Source organism: Granulicatella sp. HMSC30F09, from assembly GCF_001806915.1.
GTDB classification, from domain to species: Bacteria; Bacillota; Bacilli; order Lactobacillales; family Aerococcaceae; genus Granulicatella; species Granulicatella adiacens.
On record NZ_KV786436.1, the window covers coordinates 73,064 to 90,383 of the forward strand.

Annotated in this window: 19 protein-coding genes and 1 pseudogene; 6 read left to right on the forward strand and 14 right to left on the reverse strand. The window is 38.4% G+C overall.

Annotated elements, in window-relative coordinates:
* Positions 1–6 precede the first annotated feature (6 nt).
* Positions 7–2,232: an McrB family protein gene (locus tag HMPREF3103_RS08655; protein ID WP_053091347.1), complete on the reverse strand. Its 2,226-nt coding sequence runs from the start codon at positions 2,230–2,232 to the stop codon at positions 7–9.
* Between the two features lie 206 nt (positions 2,233–2,438).
* Between HMPREF3103_RS08655 and HMPREF3103_RS08660 the strand changes: the two genes are divergently transcribed.
* The 3 genes from HMPREF3103_RS08660 to HMPREF3103_RS08670 all read left to right on the forward strand — a co-directional run bounded on the left by HMPREF3103_RS08660 (position 2,439) and on the right by HMPREF3103_RS08670 (position 4,567).
* The gene (locus HMPREF3103_RS08660) at positions 2,439–3,092 is read left to right on the forward strand and encodes a hypothetical protein (protein WP_049554940.1); all 654 of its coding nucleotides are present in this window, start codon (positions 2,439–2,441) and stop codon (positions 3,090–3,092) included.
* Positions 3,093–3,244: 152 nt separating this feature from the next.
* Positions 3,245–3,874, forward strand: a complete 630-nt coding sequence (locus tag HMPREF3103_RS08665) for a hypothetical protein (protein WP_049554941.1) — start codon at positions 3,245–3,247, stop codon at positions 3,872–3,874.
* Positions 3,875–3,910: 36 nt separating this feature from the next.
* A complete protein-coding gene (locus tag HMPREF3103_RS08670) occupies positions 3,911–4,567 on the forward strand; it encodes a hypothetical protein (RefSeq protein ID WP_049554942.1) in 657 nt (218 codons plus the stop codon).
* A gap of 56 nt (positions 4,568–4,623) precedes the next feature.
* On the opposite strand, the gene HMPREF3103_RS08675 is transcribed toward HMPREF3103_RS08670, so the two are convergent.
* The 13 genes and pseudogenes from HMPREF3103_RS08675 to HMPREF3103_RS08735 form a co-directional block, all read right to left on the reverse strand.
* Positions 4,624–5,181 carry a GNAT family N-acetyltransferase gene (locus HMPREF3103_RS08675; protein WP_070439272.1) on the reverse strand — a complete coding sequence of 186 codons (558 nt, stop codon included), beginning with the start codon at positions 5,179–5,181 and terminating at the stop codon, positions 4,624–4,626.
* Positions 5,169–5,453, reverse strand: coding sequence for a rhodanese-like domain-containing protein (locus HMPREF3103_RS08680; protein ID WP_070439275.1), 285 nt, complete (start codon positions 5,451–5,453; stop codon positions 5,169–5,171). The genes HMPREF3103_RS08675 and HMPREF3103_RS08680 overlap by 13 nt, the downstream gene beginning before the upstream one ends.
* 35 nt (positions 5,454–5,488) lie before the next feature.
* Positions 5,489–6,058: a DNA-3-methyladenine glycosylase I gene (locus HMPREF3103_RS08685; protein WP_070439278.1), complete on the reverse strand. Its 570-nt coding sequence runs from the start codon at positions 6,056–6,058 to the stop codon at positions 5,489–5,491.
* Positions 6,059–6,281: 223 nt separating this feature from the next.
* Positions 6,282–7,316 carry a S66 family peptidase gene (locus tag HMPREF3103_RS08690; protein WP_070439281.1) on the reverse strand — a complete coding sequence of 345 codons (1,035 nt, stop codon included), beginning with the start codon at positions 7,314–7,316 and terminating at the stop codon, positions 6,282–6,284.
* A 43-nt stretch (positions 7,317–7,359) separates the two neighbouring features.
* Entirely contained in the window at positions 7,360–7,830 is a 471-nt protein-coding gene (locus tag HMPREF3103_RS08695; protein ID WP_070439284.1) for a GNAT family N-acetyltransferase, read from the reverse strand.
* Positions 7,831–7,832: 2 nt separating this feature from the next.
* Positions 7,833–8,372 carry a putative immunity protein gene (locus HMPREF3103_RS08700; RefSeq protein WP_070439287.1) on the reverse strand — a complete coding sequence of 180 codons (540 nt, stop codon included), beginning with the start codon at positions 8,370–8,372 and terminating at the stop codon, positions 7,833–7,835.
* Between the two features lie 200 nt (positions 8,373–8,572).
* Positions 8,573–8,892 (reverse strand): annotated as a pseudogene (locus HMPREF3103_RS08705) (TfoX/Sxy family protein).
* 59 nt (positions 8,893–8,951) lie between these two features.
* A complete protein-coding gene (locus HMPREF3103_RS08710; RefSeq protein WP_070439290.1) occupies positions 8,952–9,857 on the reverse strand; it encodes a DUF4300 family protein in 906 nt (301 codons plus the stop codon).
* Positions 9,858–9,908: 51 nt separating this feature from the next.
* Positions 9,909–10,724 (reverse strand): C39 family peptidase, encoded by an 816-nt coding sequence (locus HMPREF3103_RS08715; protein ID WP_070439293.1) that lies wholly within the window; start codon positions 10,722–10,724, stop codon positions 9,909–9,911.
* 353 nt (positions 10,725–11,077) lie between these two features.
* On the reverse strand, positions 11,078–12,412 hold the full coding sequence (locus HMPREF3103_RS08720; protein ID WP_070439296.1) for an Nramp family divalent metal transporter: 1,335 nt from the start codon (positions 12,410–12,412) through the stop codon (positions 11,078–11,080).
* Between the two features lie 184 nt (positions 12,413–12,596).
* On the reverse strand, positions 12,597–13,385 hold the full coding sequence (locus HMPREF3103_RS08725) for a hypothetical protein (protein ID WP_070439299.1): 789 nt from the start codon (positions 13,383–13,385) through the stop codon (positions 12,597–12,599).
* Between the two features lie 48 nt (positions 13,386–13,433).
* Complete coding sequence (locus HMPREF3103_RS08730) at positions 13,434–13,868, reverse strand: GNAT family N-acetyltransferase (RefSeq protein WP_070439302.1); 435 nt, start codon at positions 13,866–13,868, stop codon at positions 13,434–13,436.
* 10 nt (positions 13,869–13,878) lie between these two features.
* On the reverse strand, positions 13,879–14,763 hold the full coding sequence (locus tag HMPREF3103_RS08735) for a hypothetical protein (RefSeq protein WP_070439306.1): 885 nt from the start codon (positions 14,761–14,763) through the stop codon (positions 13,879–13,881).
* Between the two features lie 153 nt (positions 14,764–14,916).
* On the opposite strand from HMPREF3103_RS08735, the gene HMPREF3103_RS08740 reads away from it, so the two are divergent.
* From HMPREF3103_RS08740 to HMPREF3103_RS08750, 3 genes are read left to right on the forward strand one after another with little or no spacing between them, the layout of a single operon-like run.
* Positions 14,917–15,957, forward strand: a complete 1,041-nt coding sequence (locus HMPREF3103_RS08740; RefSeq protein ID WP_070439309.1) for a bifunctional glycosyltransferase family 2/GtrA family protein — start codon at positions 14,917–14,919, stop codon at positions 15,955–15,957.
* Positions 15,947–16,909 (forward strand): phosphodiester glycosidase family protein, encoded by a 963-nt coding sequence (locus tag HMPREF3103_RS08745; RefSeq protein ID WP_070439312.1) that lies wholly within the window; start codon positions 15,947–15,949, stop codon positions 16,907–16,909. The genes HMPREF3103_RS08740 and HMPREF3103_RS08745 overlap by 11 nt, the downstream gene beginning before the upstream one ends.
* Positions 16,890–17,282, forward strand: coding sequence for a hypothetical protein (locus HMPREF3103_RS08750; RefSeq protein ID WP_070439315.1), 393 nt, complete (start codon positions 16,890–16,892; stop codon positions 17,280–17,282). The genes HMPREF3103_RS08745 and HMPREF3103_RS08750 overlap by 20 nt, the downstream gene beginning before the upstream one ends.
* The last annotated feature ends 38 nt before the right edge of the window (positions 17,283–17,320 follow it).

Consider the following 17,320-nt stretch of genomic DNA (forward strand, 5'->3'; position numbering starts at 1 on the left):
ACCCGACTAGTTCTCTTGTTGAGGCAAAAGAATCCCTTGATAACTTTCAATTTTACCTAAAGCATCCTCGTTCAATGAGTACACAGCTGTACTTTCTAATCTAATAGACTCCCCAAACAATTCTTTTGGTGCAATGTTTATTTTTTTAATAAATTGGAATTGCTCATCTTTTTTATGATTATCACCCAGCACAAGGCGAATTTTTTCATAATCATCGTAGAAATACTCTTGTAATAGAGGAATGATTGAATTTTTAAAGATAGCAGCTAATCGCTCAATTGAGTTTGAATTATCATTTTTCAGAGAGGTGAAAAAGGCATGTCCAATTGTATGTTCTCTATCAAATAGAAATTCAATTCTTCGATTGATAATATCTAAGACATTACCAATATTAACTTCTTTCTCATTTTGACGAATTACAACATCTTTAATGGTTCTGCAATCTGGCATCATTTCTATGAAGTTGAATCTTCTACGCAATGCTGTATCCATCAATGCAATGGATCTATCTGCCGTATTCATTGTTCCTAGAATATAAACATTTTTTGGAACTCCGAACTCTTCCTGAGAATATGGTAAGAAAGCACTCAACCCCTCTGTTTCACCTTTTCTCTTTGTTTCCTCAATTAAAGTGATTAACTCGCCAAATATTTTAGAAATATTTCCTCGATTGATTTCATCAATAATAAAGACACAAGGTTTATCAACGTGAACAGATTCTTCACAGAATTCCTTAAATACTCCAGGGACTATTTCATATTCTATTGATTTCTTCTCTTCCTCTCCTGCCATTACGGGTCTAATTCCTTCAATAAACTCCTCATACCCATACGATTGATGAAAGGTTGTAAAGGCAATTCTTCCCTCAGCTTTTAATGTATTGAATCTTTCTAACACTTCTCCGTAAGGTTTTTCTTCCAATTCTTCAATGGGAACATCATCACAGATTGCAACTGAATAGTAGGCAGTATAGTACGTTTTCCCCGTTCCTGGAGGACCATATAATATGGTGTTTTTTGCGATATCATTTCCTGATTGATTTGAATTATATATCGTTTCTGATTCTTCATTTATCATCAAACTGCCCTCTTTTTCTTTAATTCTGTTTTCTCTAACTTCTAAAATATGTTCATAGTAAGGCATTAGTTCAGCAATTGCTTGAACAGTTTGCATTAAAATGTCTGAGGTGTTCTGTTCTTTATATGGTCCTGTTATTTCCTTAACGATTTGAACTTTTTCTAATTGATCAAGTTCCTTACGTACTTCCTCTGCATCAATACCAAATTTTTTGAATGTATCCGTATATCTAGATTTCACACTTGCTTGATAATACAAGTTGTCAGTTTTTTTGATAGGAATATCTAGAATACTATTGTGAATTTTATAAACTTCTTTTTCAGAAAAAATAGAATCCTTTTTACACTGAGAATCTTTTGCTTCAACTCTGACAGATAGAGTTACTCCCTTTCGCTTGTTATATTCTGGATATGCATTCATTGAAATAGAAATACTATGCGCTAAGTCATCGTAGCCGACTTTCTTAAATTCTATCCAAAAGTACTTCATCAGCCTTCCAGAATTTTGCCAACCAGTTGATTTTCCCATCGTATAACCAGGGATTAACTTCTCAATAAATTTCCCATATTTGTTAAATGCTTGATAAGCTGTTTGCCCAACTTTTTTTATTTCTTCCATTTCTGATTTTTTGTCACCTGCTTTTTCAGGATCGCTGTAAATTCTTCTGCAATCATTTTTCAAAAAAGTATATAAAGCTTCAAAATCAATGCGAGTGGTTGGAATTGATTTTACTTGTTGAAAAACTTTCTCTAAATTATTTATATATTCTTCTTTGATTTCGATACCTGAAGATTGTGGTCTCCATGTTTGCTTCGGAAACACGCTTTCTAGTAATTCAAGCGAAATATAATTATTATCAATTTCATCCATTAACCAATCAAATTTAACGTCAATATGATTCGTTTTCTGTCCTTCTTCAGCCTTCTTAGAATCATAATGAGGCGCTTCATATGAAGCTTTTTCAACATGTCCGTGGCCAATGATTCCCACTTTGGTTTTTAATAAGAATACTTGGTCCCCTACATTTGGTTGTTTACTACTACTCGTCCACGGTTCAATGACTGTCTTACCTTCTTTTACAGCTTGCACCTTTTCCTTATAATCAGGCCAGTTCCAATTATCTGGATTCCAAGTTAATAAATAAGCCTTATTCACTCTTAATTTCCTCCCACTTATATCTATAATCAAATGATAACGATTTTTTTAATTATAATTCATCATATCGCTTAAGGGAATAGGAATTAGTCATAAAACAACAAGAGTATGTATTAGTTTTTCTTGTAATATTAAATGCACTTTTAAACTCAAAAGGAAAATGGTAAAATAACCGTGTGACAACAACATTAAGGAGAACAATCATAATGAAAAACAAAATTTTATTAGGCTCTGTTACTGTTCTTTCTGCACTTGTGTTTGCAGCATGCGGTAACTCTACTAAAGAAACAAAAGAAACGACGACCGTACAAACAACGGAAGCTGTTAAAGAAACAACTACGCAAGCAACCACTCAAGCGACGACAACAACAGGAGCTTCTTCGGAAGAAAAAGAAATCTCACTCAATGACACTCAACGTGTTGGACGAGACGATGCTGGATACGTCAATGTTCCTAAAGATTGGGTCAACTTTAAAGATGTGAATGGTGGACCACAATTCCAGTACTCAGCACTCGATGGGTACAACATTATTACATTAAATGGATTCACTCAAGATCAAGCAAAACCTGGTGAAGGAGAAACTTGGGGAGCAGAGATGATTGCCAATCGTCTAGCGGCTAACTGGAGTGGTCAACAAAATGTTGATAAAATCCAAGGTACTAAAACAAAAGTATCCGGAATGGATGCTTACCTCTTACAACTCTTAATGAAAGACGGAAAATACTACTTTACTTGGATTTTCGAAAAAGGGGATAAAGTCTATACCGCTTCTTTTGAAGGAGACAAAAAGACGATTGTAACGATGATTTCACTTATCGAACAAACTTGGGGTCTAGATCCTAAGAATCCCGGAAAATAATCACTAACAACCTAAAAGAGACTAATCCACGCGATTAGTCTCTTTTGTGATACCCTATCTTTCCTCATCCTTTGAAAATGTTTTTTATTTAAATTCAATCTGCTAAGTGATATAATACAAATATAATAAATCTGTTGAGGAGAACAATTATCTTGAAAAATAAAATTTTATTAGGTTCCGTAACGCTTCTATCTGCGTTAATGGTAGCGGCTTGCGGGAACGGCGAAAAGAAAGCAACGGAGACAACAGCAGCACCAACAACCCAAGCAAACACAACTGCAACTGTAACGACTACAACAACTGCTGGGGCTTCATCTGACGTAAAAGAAATCTCACTTGCAGACACTCAACGAATCGGGAATGCTGATACTGGTTATCTCAATATCCCTAAAGACTGGATCAAGAATAGCGAAACTAAAGTACAATATGTTTCACCAGATCAGTATAATGCTGTGGTGCTATACAATTTTACTAAAGATAAAGTAGAACTTGGAAGCGGTGAAACATTTGGTGCAGAGTTAATGGCTAATCGTACATACGCTAAGTTAAAAAACTCAAAAGAGGTCGACCAAATAAAAGGTGTAAAAGCCAAATTCGCTGGCGAGGAGGCTTTCTTACTTAAAGTCCTATTTACAGACGGTAAATACTACCTCTGTTGGTTTTTCCAAAAAGGTGAGATAATATACGCCATCGAAGTCGAAGGTTCTGAGGATATGCTTAATGCTTTAAGACCTGTTATCGAACAGACATGGAGCTTAGAGGCAAAAACTCCCGGACAATAATCAAAAATCTGAACTAAATGAAGGAGATTAATTATTATGAAAAACAAAATTTTATTAGGTTCTGTTACGCTTCTATCCGCATTAATGGTAGCGGCTTGCGGGAACGGCGAAAAGAAAGCAATAGATACTGTTGCAACACCAACTACTGAAGTCGCTAAAGAAACTACGGCTACACAAACTACAACTACTCCAACAACAACTGCTGGCGCTTCTTCTACTACTAAAGAAGTTTCACTTTCGGATACTCAACGCGTTGGCCGTGAAGCATCTGGTTATGTCAATGTTCCTAAAGATTGGGTCGCATACCAAGATAAAAATACTGGTTCTCAATTCCAGTTTTCTTCACCAGATAAATACAATGTATTATCAATGAACTCGTACACTAAAGACTCTGTCAAACTTGCTAACGGAGAAACCTTTGGCGCAGAGTTAATTGCGAATCGTTTGTATGACCACTGGCAAAATGACAAACAACAGACTAGTCTACAAGGCTCAAGAGCTAAATTTGCTGGAGAGGATGCCTACTTAATGAAAATTGCATTCTCTGATGGTAAATACATGTACGAATGGGTCGTTCAAAAAGGTGATAAAGTGTACGCTATCGCAATAGAAGGTACAGCGGATACGATAAATAATTTAAGACCAATTTTAGAACAATCATTTGGCTTAGATCCAAAAACTCCTGGAAAATAATCACGACTTGCATACTAAAAGAGACTGATTCGCGTAATCAGTCTCTTTCTTTATTGTTATGCTCTTGTAGTCCACTCTTCGCGTAAAATTCCATATTTTACGCTGTCATAATACTGTCCTTGATAGTAACGGACTTTACGGATTTGACCTTCTTTTAGGAACCCTAATTTCTCAGCAACGACCATCATCGCACTGTTCCCACTCCAAGTCGTCATTCCAATATGTTCGAGCGCATCGATTTCTTGGAAAATAGCATCCACCCACTTCGTCAGCGCGTTTGTTGCAATTCCCTCGCCCCACAACTGATTGTCATAAATCACAATCCCAATTTCTAGCCAGCGAGTAGCTTCATCCACCCATGATTTTGAAACCATCCCTACAGGCTGACCGTTAGCGACAACACATCTGCAATCGTCGCTCATTAAAAAATCTGCAATCGAGCTTTCTTCAAAACTTTTCGCATCGTCAAACTTGCGATAATCATTAAAATACGGTGCGTTCAACTTCGTCCACTCTGGTTGATCCGTAGAAAAACCAATCTTCCAAATCTCTTGCAGAAAGTTTTTGTTAAATGGCTCTAGTTGAACTTCGGTCGTTTTCTTTAAGCTTGCCACTGATTCATGCCACCTTCAACATTCGTCACGTCAAAGCCTTTTTCTTCCAAAAATTGACAAGCCCTTGCTGAACGCATCCCACCTTGGCAGATGACGTAGTATTTTTGCTCCGGATTTAATGTTTCATACTCTTTTTCCAACGTACTTAGAGGATAGTTCTTTGCTGTTGGAATATGTCCGTCTTGAAATTCTCCCTTTTCTCGTACATCTAACACCGCGATTTCACTTGTTTGGTATAATTCTTTAAACTCTTTTGCTGCGATTTTTTTCATGTTTTTCCTTCACCTTTCTAACATTAAAAATTACTTTAATCCTTCTCTACCCTTCTAAATTCACAGTCCAGAAGGTGGTCATTTACCATCCCTACCGATTGCATAAATGCATAAATAATAGTAGAGCCAATAAATTTAAATCCTCTTTTCTTCAAATCTTTACTAATCTTGTCCGAAAGCTCCGTTTTTGCAGGGACTTCTGTGATGGATTCCCAAGAATTGATGATTGGGGTATGATTAACGAATCCCCATAAATAGTCGCTAAATGACCCAAACTCTTCACATATCTTAAAGTAAGCTTTGGCGTTATTCGCAACAGATTTTACTTTCAATCGATTTCGGATGATTTCTTTATTTTGAAGGAGCTCAGCTTCCTTCTCTTCATCATAGTTCACCACAATGTCTGGATCAAAGTTATCAAAAGCTTTACAAAGACCTTCCATTTTTTGAAGAATCGTAGACCAACTGAGGCCTGCTTGCATCCCTTCTAAACAAAGCATCTTAAATAATTCCTTATCATCAAAGATAGGGACTCCCCACTTTTCATCATGGTATTTTTGTTCAAGTAGACTGTGGTTAGCCCAATCACATCTTTTTATTCCCATATTTACTCCTTTTCCATAAGAGTTTTAGTCCTCAGGTTCGGATTCCCTATACAGTAGCGATTTCATCCAATACCCAAATTTATTAGAATTCATCTCATTATGGCATTTCTATTTCCTTTTGTCAGTAAATACATCTTGGAAATTATCACCGTTGTAGAAAAATGAAAGCAGACTCCTCTTCCGCATTTGAGTCTGCTTCATTACTCTCACTTCTGTAATTTTATTATTCATAGATAAAACGAATCACTTGGTCGTCCACATCCACTTGAGCTTCAATCCCAAAAGGAATAATACAACGAGGTGTCGCATGCCCCACATTAATATTGTAGACAATGGATAGCTGCTTCTCCCCTAATTCTTCCAGAAGAATCTCTTTATACTCATCATAGTAAGTTTCATTTTGTGGTTTTCCAACAAGCACTCCAGACACCACATCAAAAAGTCCATAGCGTTCTAGCGTTTGAATCATCTTTTGGAAGTGTTCAGGAGTCGGTTGTTCTTCACTCGTCTCCAGTAGAAGAATTTTCCCTGCCCATTCTTCTAAAGTTGGAAATAGGTGATACTGCTGAACAAGGCGAACCGTATCCTCATATCTTGAATTTTCGAGACATTCCGACATGGATTCCAAACACCCTCCTAGGATTTGTCCTGTAAGCTGAGCAGCCCCTGAAAGCAACTCAAACCCGTGATTTGGAAAACTTGGCATCGAAACCCCTAATCCCTTTTCACTAAAATCTTCTCTCTCCTGATACCAAATGTCACTTGGGCGAATTTCTTTAATTCTTCCCGATGTCAGTAATTCCTCAAAATACGATTTTGTATACGAAAGCATTTCCTTCGAAAGTTCACACACATCTGGCAAAAACGCTTGCCCATAGAAACTGCGAATGCCCACCTTATGCAACATCAAATGATTGATAGTCGTATCTGAAAAACCTAGAAAAATCTTTTGCTTGACAACCTTTTTAAGCGCGTCCTGTTCAAATAAATAAGGTAGCAATCTGTACGTATCATCTCCACCAATGGCACATAAAATCAACTCTATCGAATCATCCTGAAAAGCGGTTAGTAAGTCTTGCGCTCTACATTCGGGATGTTGCTTTATAAATTCTAGCCCTTTTAATGCATGAGGCAAAAACACAACTTCTATCCCATATTCTTCTAATCGTTTCTTTCCAAGATTGAGTTCATGTTGAATGAAATTCTCCCCTAAAATTCCGCTAGACAAACTGACGATACCAATCTTCTTTACTTTCATCGAATTCTTCTCTGTTTCCTATTTTCTGTTGTAATTTCCCGCTTCATTCCCCTAAATATTTAATATAGATTTGACACGGATTCCATTCATCCCACAATGTCGGGAAGCATTCTAACTCCTTATACCCCATCGCCTTATAAAAAAGATTCGTGCAATCATACTGTTCGTAATGCCCCATTTTCACAGTCTTCACTTGAGAATAAGTGTACCCTAAACTCCGTGCTAGTTGCTCATACGCCTCATTCAATTTTTGGCCGATTCCTTTGCGGTGAAATTCCTTTTTGACTCCCATCACAAAAATATCTGCACAATCCTCACTCGTAGCATTCAACACAACATATCCTGCGAGCTTATCCTCTACAAAACAAGCAAGAAACGGCTTCTCTTTCGCATCATCGACATATTCCTGCGTGCTTTCTGGCATTCCAAACCATTCTGGAAGATCATATAAAACTTCTTTTGAAATCGATTCTTTTTCCTTTTTATCTATAATTTCTCTAATAATCATGTTCATCTTTAGTGTCCTACTTTCTTTAAAAAAACTCGCGCTAATGAAATTTGTCGCTCTCTTTCAGCTCTAATGCGGTCTAAGTCTATAGGATTCTTCAGTTGGATGACTTTAATTGCATAATCAGAAGAAACCATCGCATGCCCTCTCATATGAGCAGATGCTATAGCTTGCGCGTATACTCTGGCAGCAAACTTACTGATATCCGCCTTCGACCGCTTTGATAAAGTGTTTGCTAAAAATCCAGCTTGACGAAGCTGATAGGAGCTTATCTTGCCTTCGAGTCGCTGTTGAAATACATTCAATGTTTCCTCTAGAATAGATTCCTTATCAGCAAAGCTTTCAATATCCTCTATAAAATTACGGGCATTTTCAACAGCCCAACGCGTAACCTCTTTATGCGGTAATTGTTCAAGGATTATTTCTAACTCCAGCCTCTTCTCCGGGATATCGGTGACTTTAATTTTATAATCAGACGGGACCTTCACGTCCCCATTGATATAGCGATTTCGCTCCCACTCATTCCAAGAATACTCTTCTGGCTTCATTGATTTCGCCTCAAATCTCTTTAAACTGTATCGTTATTATACCAAATAACAGAGGAAGGTTCTATTCCCATTCTACTATTTTTTCCAACATGTCCAAAACACCTACAGCACTTTGAAACTGCTATAAGTGCTATCGTTACTTTATGGATTCAGAGGACTGCCTGCTAATCGTCCAAAATAGTGACGTTCTCCTCCAAGCATTATTTCTTTTTCTTTGGTTTTGGAGTGGGCAGTTCATCATAGATAGAATTAAACAAATCCGTTAAGAACTCCCTATCTTCTATATTTTCCACCAAAAGCATTTCTTTTGCCCCTTCATATGGACGTTCCAATGAAGCGTCCGGCATGCGTTCTCTGGCAGCTGTCACATTTTTGATTAGGAATCGATCATCATAAACGCCACCGACAACCTTTCCCGGTAATACAAAATATATTCCCCCATCATTGCTCGATAGCGGATATCCTCTAATCCTGATAATTGTTCTAAAATATACGCTAAATATTCCTTGCTAGAAGCCATCCTTTCACCATCCCCCCCCCGTTACTTCCTAATTGCTTACCAAGATGAATACATCCTTTTTACTTCATCTCTACCCATTTATTGTTATCCATAATAAACGGTTTTGCTAAACCTTCTCCGGTATAGTCTTGGTATTTCGTTGAAAGATACTTGTAAACATCTTCTTTGGAAGAAAATTTAATCGCCTGATATGGCTCCTCAAACGTTAACTTCTCAACGAAAAGGAAGCCGTCACTCGTTGGCACTAATACACCGACATGGCCAATAAAGAGAGACTCGCCATCCAGATTATCATGAATCACTACGGAAAGCATTCGTGCATTCTCATTAAATTTGAACTGAGAGAGGAATTGCTCCATTTTTGAAGCATGCACTTTCACATCGGTTGTGGCTTCTGTTTTTACTCTCGAGAATAATCGATTTAACGATTCTTTATCCTCTGAGCTAAATAACTTTCCTTTGTCAATGGCGTCATTATCAACGAAAAGGAGCGTATCATCTTTTTCAATCGGAGGAATCTCAATACTATTTTTCAATAATGCATACGTATTAATGCGGCAGTTCGTTCCGACAAAATCACCCATCTTCGGATTCCAGAGATTACTGATTTTCTCTACGTCATAATCTGTTTTGGTGAAAGACACAAAATCTCCTTGCAGCCCTGTCTCTCCGACAATTTCATTGTACTCCTTCACCAATTTTAAGAATGATTCTACACTCTCTTGATCAATATAAGCAGACAGTAACGCCTTCACTTCATCAATGCTACTCTGGTTCGACATATTTGTATAGGATGCCACCCATTGCGGCGTTTCTTGCTTTGTGCTTGAGACAGTTGTCGATGGAGCAGTTGTTTCCGTCACATTCTTCGACTCGGATCTTACTAATGTCTGTGCACATCCAGCTAATGTCACTAGCGTTGCCGCACATAAACCTATTTTTATTGTTCTAGAAAAATTTTTCATTGATATTTCCTCTCACTTTCCTTCTAATCCTATTTTTATTTCATCATTCTCTTACCAAGCATAATTAGGTTCCTCGCAAGCCACCATTGCTTCGAGCAGCTCTTCTGGCGTCACCTTTTTTAAACCACCATAGACAGGATCTTGTTCATGTGTCATGGAGTCTAAATAATAAATGGCGGAAATATCTTTTCCATCTGGAGTCAATTCATACCCAATTCCAATCACATTATGCTCCCCATTTTTTCCAGGATAAATTTTGGAAATGGTAAAAGTGTAATACATTGGATAGCCATCATCAATATTTTTGCGAACGCGCTCCTTAAAGACTCTCATCTCTTCAGAATTAGGACTTGCATTCGTGACAGAAGCTAGGCGATATCCGGCCTGCCCATCCTTAGGCACTGAATAGCCAAATAAATGCTGATTCAACACACGAATGGCGTCTTTATTATGCGTTCCAAAAGGTACATAAGTTCCCATCTCCTGTGCCAGTTGTCGCTGAGAAACGAATTTTCCCTGAGTGGAAAGAATCATACTCACCGTTGCTGGAGCGCAGAAATACCATTCTTCTTGAATTTGCGGAGTAACGGCTAAAATCTTCTTACGTCGTTGAGGCGTTGGGGCCACTGCCTCGGTGGTGGTTTCGTTTTGTGTTTCTTGAGTAGTGACGCTCGTTGTTGTTTCTTGCGCAGTCACCGGCGTAGCAGTTGTTGTTTTGCTCGTTTGCGATTGCTCTGTCACTTGCTTTGTAGTTGAGGTTTCTATAGAAGTATCCGTAGTCGTTATCTTGTTTTGTTCGTTAGGAGACTTGCAAGACGATAATAGCAACACATTCATACATAGCAGCAAAATAAGACCCTTTTTCATCCTAATTCCTCCATTCTCTCTTCTTAAGGATGACAACTATATCCCTTTGCTTTGGGTCAACATTCTCTCCTCTACATCTTATGTCTTAAGGTTCAACGATTTTATACATGCCATTGTTCTTGGGGAGGATTTCTCCATGCTTCTTTACCGTATAGAAACCGCACTGTCTTTTGAATGCGGTTCCATTCTTCTCACTTATAATCTATCCTATTCTCTTGAAAAAAACAACAAAACTTCTGTGAAGATTAGGAGTTTTCGCATGAAAATTTTTACCTACATCTATGTACTTGAGGAAGCTCTATATTGACAGAGGACCAAAGAAAAAACGAGCACCCGAAGATGCCCGTTTGGTTTTAGAATAAATCAATAATTAACTTAAAGTTTAAGATGGTTAGGATAATTGCTACCGCATATCCAAGGAAAGTATTCCATTTGGCGTTGGTAAATTCTCCCATGAGTGATTTCTTTGAAGTAAAGTAAATCAATGGAAAGATGGAAAATGGTAATGCCACTGATAAGAATACTTGTGAATAGACCAAGAGTTGGTCCAATGTTTTCTCCTTTGCCCCAAAGAGGATTGCCACTACAATCACAGGTAACAACGCAAACAATCGTGTTACGAGTCGGATAATCCATTGTGGTAATTTCATATGCAAGAAGCCTTCCATCACGATTTGCCCGGTCAATGTTCCCGTAATGGTTGAATTTTGACCACTAGCTAATAGAGCGACCGCAAACAGTGTCGAAAGAGTGGAACTTGCGACTGCCCCGGCAATTTTTGAATCTTGCAACGCATTGTACATTTGCGAGAAAGCAGAGATTTCAGAAGCATGTCCGAAGAACAATGCGGCTCCTAAAATTAATAACAGCGAGTTCACAATGAATGCTAAACTTAACTGAATGTTCGAATCCCATGTCATAAACCGAACCGCTTTACGAATATCGTTTGGATCATTGTAATCGACTTTTCTTGTTTGAGACAGTGACGAATGCAAGTATAAGTTATGTGGCATCACGGTTGCTCCGACAATCCCGAGTGCTAATGTTAATATACTCTCGTGCCCTGGAGCTGTCTTATCAAACAACTGCGCTGTCGGTAAGAATCCTTGGAAAATTCCAGAGATACTTGGATCTGCTAACGCTACAAGATACACGAAAATCAGAAGAATCGTAAAAATCAAGGTCGATACAATCGCTTCGATTTTCTTGAATCCCATCTTCATAATTCCTAACAATAAAAATACGTCTAGAACGGTAATAAAGATGGCTCCCATAATTGGAATTCCAAACAAGAGGTTCAGTGCAATGGCCGACCCTAGCACTTCCGCTAAGTCAGTGGCCATCAGCGCTAACTCGACAATCACCCATAAAATATGACGCAACCATTTAGGTGCATGATGAGCCGTCGCTTGCGCTAAGTCCATTCGTGTCACAATTCCTAGTTTCCCGGACATTTGTTGCAACTGCATCGCAATTAATGACGAAACAAGAATAACAAAGAGCAATGTGTATTTATAAGAAGCTCCTCCGACCACACTCGTTATCCAGTTTCCTGGATCCATATACCCTACCGCTACAAGAGCACCTGGTCCTAAGAAGGCTAATAAGTTTTGCAAAAAATGATTATTATTAGGAGTTTCTATCGATTGATTCACTTCTGAAAGTGATACTTTTTTATGTGTAGACATAATTTCCTCCTTTATATGTAAATTATTTCATTTCATGAAACTTTTCTAAAAAAAGTCCATTTCATATAAATAAGTATATAAAAAAAGTGCCTATTATAACACTCAGGCGACCATCGCGCAAGTGAGATGTTACAGTAGGCACTGCTTTCAATTTTAACTTTCTCTCTTATGGAGATTTGCATTATTACTCCCATTCGGGAAAGCCATATACTCCGTAAGACCTTAGCTTTAAAAATGTAGGAATATTTTTAACATCTATTTTTTCGATTAGAGTTAACAAATTATTTTGGACTTGGTAAATATAAAACATCTCAAAAACTAAAGTTACAAAATATGTGTCATAGTGTTTTGTGCTCTCTTCTCTATACAGGAAAAGAGACTGAAAATCACTATTTAATGCACTCGTTACAATTTTGTCAACTTTTTTAATATCAACTTCATTATCTATCTTAAAATTGAATGGAAAGAATAGCATAATGTTCTTCTTCACTTTTAACATATTTAAAACTTTACATAAATCCTCATCAATTTTATCGTGCTTCAAATGAGAACATTCTAATTTCTTTAAATCCTCTAGACTTCTATAACGAAAGGCAACATTAATGTTTGTACCCTTAACATATCCCCCAGGATTTTTACATTGTCCATATGTAATTCCTCCTTTTTTATCTATTGTAATACTGGGAAACAATATACTTCTACTTTGAAGATAGGTTGAAGAAGCTAATAACTTAAAATCAAGTTCATAATTTTCAGATATAGCATCACATTCTCCGTGATTTTCAGTATTTGGTCTTTTATAAGCTCCTTTTGCTTTATCTTTAAAATATTTCGACTCATTAATCAATTCTAATAGATAAATTTCGTAATTACATTGTGATTCTCCTTCTACAAAATTAGTGATTATAGTAGAAGGAGGAAGCGGGTAATACTCTAATCTAGGTTCATTTTTGTGGGATAAAATTTCAATCATCTAGTCTATTTTTCCTTTCAAATAGTAAAAAAATATAACAAACATTAATTATAAAATTAGATCCATCGTGATTTCATCCCCATCTACATCACCAGTATGTTTGAACCCTAGACTTTCGAATAGGACTCTTGCACTTTCATTCCCTTCGACATAACAAAGAACAATCTTCTCGAATCGTCCCTCTTGCTTCATGCGGTCTATTATTAGTTGCGCAGCTTTTTTCCCGTAGCCTTTCCCCTGATAACGTTCATCGATAAATAGTTGGCTAAAATCATAAGCGTTTAACGGCGGGCAATCGTAATAGAGGGCCATTCCGACAGGAAGCTCATCCTCATAAATCACGTACGCAACACTTCCCAGAAGTCGATAAGCATAGGCGCGTGCGAGCAGCGTCGTTGAATTGGCAACGTATTTTTCTTGTTGCGGAGAAACTCGTAAAGGAATTCTCCAGTTTTCCGGTGTCATTTCTTTTAGATGGATCATCTCTGTCTCCTCACTTCCATTGCAAAGGCAAATGAGAGTCGATATCGCTCGCATTCCGATACGCAATTACTTTGTTCAACCTATCAAAATATGTTTTCCAATCATCTGGTAAAAAGTCTCGATATTTATATTCTGAAATTTCAGCATTATCTAACAACGGTTGCAAGTTTTCTACTGTTATCTCCAAATTCTTTTGATTTATGGTAACTTTTCCATTCTCAATTTCATCTAACGAGTGTTGGAAAAAGTCTTGAAGAAACATACATTCTAAACTTTCTGAATAAATCCATTCCACTAAATTTTTCTTATCGCTGTTGAAATACTCGATTAGATTGTCCTCAAAACAATAATACAAAAACTGATCCAGTTTATCTTCTGACATCATAAATTTATCAGGATTCAAATTTCTTTTTCCTGCTTTATTTGTCATATTCGGTAATAACAACAAATTTCCTCTCGATGCATAATGTTCTGCCAAATAATTAAAAATAGTAAGCGTCTCATTATTCCTAGTTTCATCATTTGGAAGGATTTTATCGATACTGGCATTATTTTTCGCTATTATCTTGCCATCTTTATTCAGATCTAAATAATAAGTGAGCGGAGTCCAAATCGAAGTCATAATATCTCCGCGTTCAGCAAAATCCTTTTTCTCCCAACTATTCTCAAGGGAAGAAATTTTTTCATCAAAATGATAAAAGTATACCGCATCCGAATCATATAAAAATCGAGGTGTGTTAGGAATATCCTCTCTATAATAACGCAATAGCATTTTTAATCCACTATTATCTTCCCCACAATCCACTGAGGCTGTTGAAAAGATTTTCTCAAAAACCTCTTTGCTACTTCCTTTCGTTTCCATTTTAAACTCCCCTCCAATCCATTTATTCACCATTGTTTCCTTCTACTCATTGTTCTTTCAATCTCTATCTTACCGAGCTTTTTTATTTTTTTCCACCTCTTTTAAGTACGTTTTAGGTTCGTCGTGCAAATTATAGTTAACCTAACGGAAAGGAGAAGCTCCCCAACCAGGCGAGCGGTGACAACCATGAAAACAATCGTCATTATTCCAGCATATGAACCAGAGGAAAAACTAATTCCTTTAGCACAGCAACTCATCGCTAAAAACTTAGAGGTCATCGTAGTGGATGATGGTAGCGGGGAGACCTATCTTCCTATCTTCAACCAACTAACTGGGGCAACCGTTTTAACGCATCCGGAAAACAAAGGTAAAGGCGAAGGCCTAAAAACAGCTTATCGCTACATTAAAGAAACATACGCAAATGAGGAAGTAGCGATCGTGACGGCAGACTCTGACGGACAACATAGCCCCGAAGACATCGTGCGCATCGCCAACCGAGCTGCCCTTGAACAAGACAGCCTCGTACTCGGCGTTCGAAACTTCGACGGCTCCAACGTCCCACTAAGAAGTCGTATCGGCAACAAAATCACCTTAAAGATTTTCGAACTGACCAGCGGAACTAAACTGAGCGATACACAAACCGGACTCCGCGGATTCTCAAGCACGCATTTAGAGAAAATGCTTGAAATCTCAGGATCACGTTTCGAATACGAAATGAATGTGCTCATGGTTTGGGCAAAAGAAAAACGCCCATTCTGCGAGCTAGACATTCAAACGATTTACGAGAACAAAAATGAGGGATCACACTTTAATCCTCTTCACGATTCATTCAGAATCTACAAAGAGATTTTAAAATTCGCTCTTTCTTCCATCGTATTTTTTTTTCTAGACTATACGCTATATGCCTTCCAGATTTTTCTAGGCATTCCTCTAGTGACTGCCAATATCACAGCGCGTATTATTAGCGCAGGATTCAACTTCTTTGTGAATAAGAAGTTCGTCTTTGCTAGTGACAAACCCGTTTTCAAAGAACTCGGCGGCTATATTCTACTGGCCAGCTTCTCATTAACGCTGAACACGCTTATCCTCATGGGCATCAGCTATGGACTGGGTATCGGACCACTCGTTGGTAAAATCATGACCGAAATCGGGATGTTCTTCTTTAACTGGTTTGTACAGAAGAAAGTCATTTTTGGACAAGAGAAAGGTGTGCATTATGTCAAATAACAAAAAAGGAAAATCACTTAGAAAAATCTTAACGACCGCTTATACGGCAGTCCTCATTGGGGCTTCAGGGATGGTCATCGCCGATACTCTCTTCATCTCAAAGAGCCTGGCAAAGTTCAGTAACGAAACGGCAGCGGCAACGAATACAGCCACAGGAACGAGCGCAAGCGGCACGGGAACAACGGGGAACTCAAGCAACTCTAGCACTTCTACAACGCCAACCGTGAGTACGGCGACGGCCTACGAGGACGATACGAAATCCATCTCGATTGAGACGTACGAGCGAAACAATACACAAATCCACGTCGCAACGGTAAAAATTAAAGGAAACGCATCAATTAAAACCGCCTTGGCCAACGAAACATACGGTCGAAACGTAACCGCGAAGACTTCGATGACCGCTAAAAGCGTGAACGCGGTCCTTGAGATTAACGGAGACTACTACGGCGCTAGAGATGCTGGATACGTCGTTCGTAACGGACAACTGTTGCGAAGCCAAAGTCAGAATGCGAACCAAGAAGACTTAGTTATCTACAAGGACGGAAGCTTCGGCATCATCAAAGAAGGCGACATCACGGCCCAACAGTTAGTCGACAACGGAGCAATGCAAGTCTTGTCATTTGGCCCAGCGTTGATTGAAAACGGACAAGTGGCCGTCGACAGTTCAGACGAAGTTGGGAAAGCCATGGCGAGCAACCCACGTACTGCTATCGGAATCGTCGACGACAGCACTTATGTATTCGTGGTGTCAGACGGACGTACGAGCAAAAGCCAAGGATTATCGTTAAAACAATTAGCTGAATTTATGAAAGAATTGAACGTCACTACCGCCTATAACTTAGACGGTGGCGGGTCATCAACCATGTACTTTAACGGACAAATCATTAACAAACCGACAACAAACGGTCGAAACATCGAAGAAAGAGAGGTGAGTGACATTGTCTACTTATAAAAAGAAAACAGGACTGACATTCTACACAGTCGCAACAGTGGTGACACTCGTCGCCGGAACGGTGTATGAATTCTTCAGCCACCAAGTCTACTCCCCATTCATGTACTTGCTCTTTATGATTCCGCTCGTGCTTGGAGTGGTGCCAAATCTCGTAGCGAAAATGACCAGGAAAACCTTCCTGGAGTCAGAAGACGCACAAGCAGCATACAAGATGGGTGTCCTCACCTTCATCTTCGGCAGTTTCCTCAAAGGAGTCTTCGACATCTACGGAACAAGCTCAGTCTACCCAACCCTCTACTTACCAGTCGGCGCGGTGCTATTAGTTGCAGCACTTGGGTTAGAGATGTACTACAAGAAGACAGTTGTTAAATAAAAAAGGCCGGAGCCCTGTAAGGGGCTCCGGTTTGTTGT

Bases quoted from the DNA above. Each gene is read 5' to 3' on its own strand.
- HMPREF3103_RS08670 (WP_049554942.1), top strand. From the start codon at position 3,911: ATGAAAAACAAAATTTTATTAGGTTCTGTTACGCTTCTATCCGCATTA.
- HMPREF3103_RS08690 (WP_070439281.1), bottom strand. From the start codon at position 7,316: ATGAAAGTAAAGAAGATTGGTATCGTCAGTTTGTCTAGCGGAATTTTA.
- HMPREF3103_RS08735 (WP_070439306.1), bottom strand. From the start codon at position 14,763: ATGGTGAATAAATGGATTGGAGGGGAGTTTAAAATGGAAACGAAAGGA.
- HMPREF3103_RS08725 (WP_070439299.1), bottom strand. From the start codon at position 13,385: ATGATTGAAATTTTATCCCACAAAAATGAACCTAGATTAGAGTATTAC.
- HMPREF3103_RS08700 (WP_070439287.1), bottom strand. From the start codon at position 8,372: ATGAAGCCAGAAGAGTATTCTTGGAATGAGTGGGAGCGAAATCGCTAT.
- HMPREF3103_RS08745 (WP_070439312.1), top strand. From the start codon at position 15,947: ATGTCAAATAACAAAAAAGGAAAATCACTTAGAAAAATCTTAACGACC.
- HMPREF3103_RS08710 (WP_070439290.1), bottom strand. From the start codon at position 9,857: ATGAAAAATTTTTCTAGAACAATAAAAATAGGTTTATGTGCGGCAACG.
- HMPREF3103_RS08715 (WP_070439293.1), bottom strand. From the start codon at position 10,724: ATGAAAAAGGGTCTTATTTTGCTGCTATGTATGAATGTGTTGCTATTA.
- HMPREF3103_RS08730 (WP_070439302.1), bottom strand. From the start codon at position 13,868: ATGATCCATCTAAAAGAAATGACACCGGAAAACTGGAGAATTCCTTTA.
- HMPREF3103_RS08740 (WP_070439309.1), top strand. From the start codon at position 14,917: ATGAAAACAATCGTCATTATTCCAGCATATGAACCAGAGGAAAAACTA.
- HMPREF3103_RS08660 (WP_049554940.1), top strand. From the start codon at position 2,439: ATGAAAAACAAAATTTTATTAGGCTCTGTTACTGTTCTTTCTGCACTT.
- HMPREF3103_RS08680 (WP_070439275.1), bottom strand. From the start codon at position 5,453: ATGAAAAAAATCGCAGCAAAAGAGTTTAAAGAATTATACCAAACAAGT.
- HMPREF3103_RS08685 (WP_070439278.1), bottom strand. From the start codon at position 6,058: ATGGGAATAAAAAGATGTGATTGGGCTAACCACAGTCTACTTGAACAA.
- HMPREF3103_RS08695 (WP_070439284.1), bottom strand. From the start codon at position 7,830: ATGAACATGATTATTAGAGAAATTATAGATAAAAAGGAAAAAGAATCG.
- HMPREF3103_RS08720 (WP_070439296.1), bottom strand. From the start codon at position 12,412: ATGTCTACACATAAAAAAGTATCACTTTCAGAAGTGAATCAATCGATA.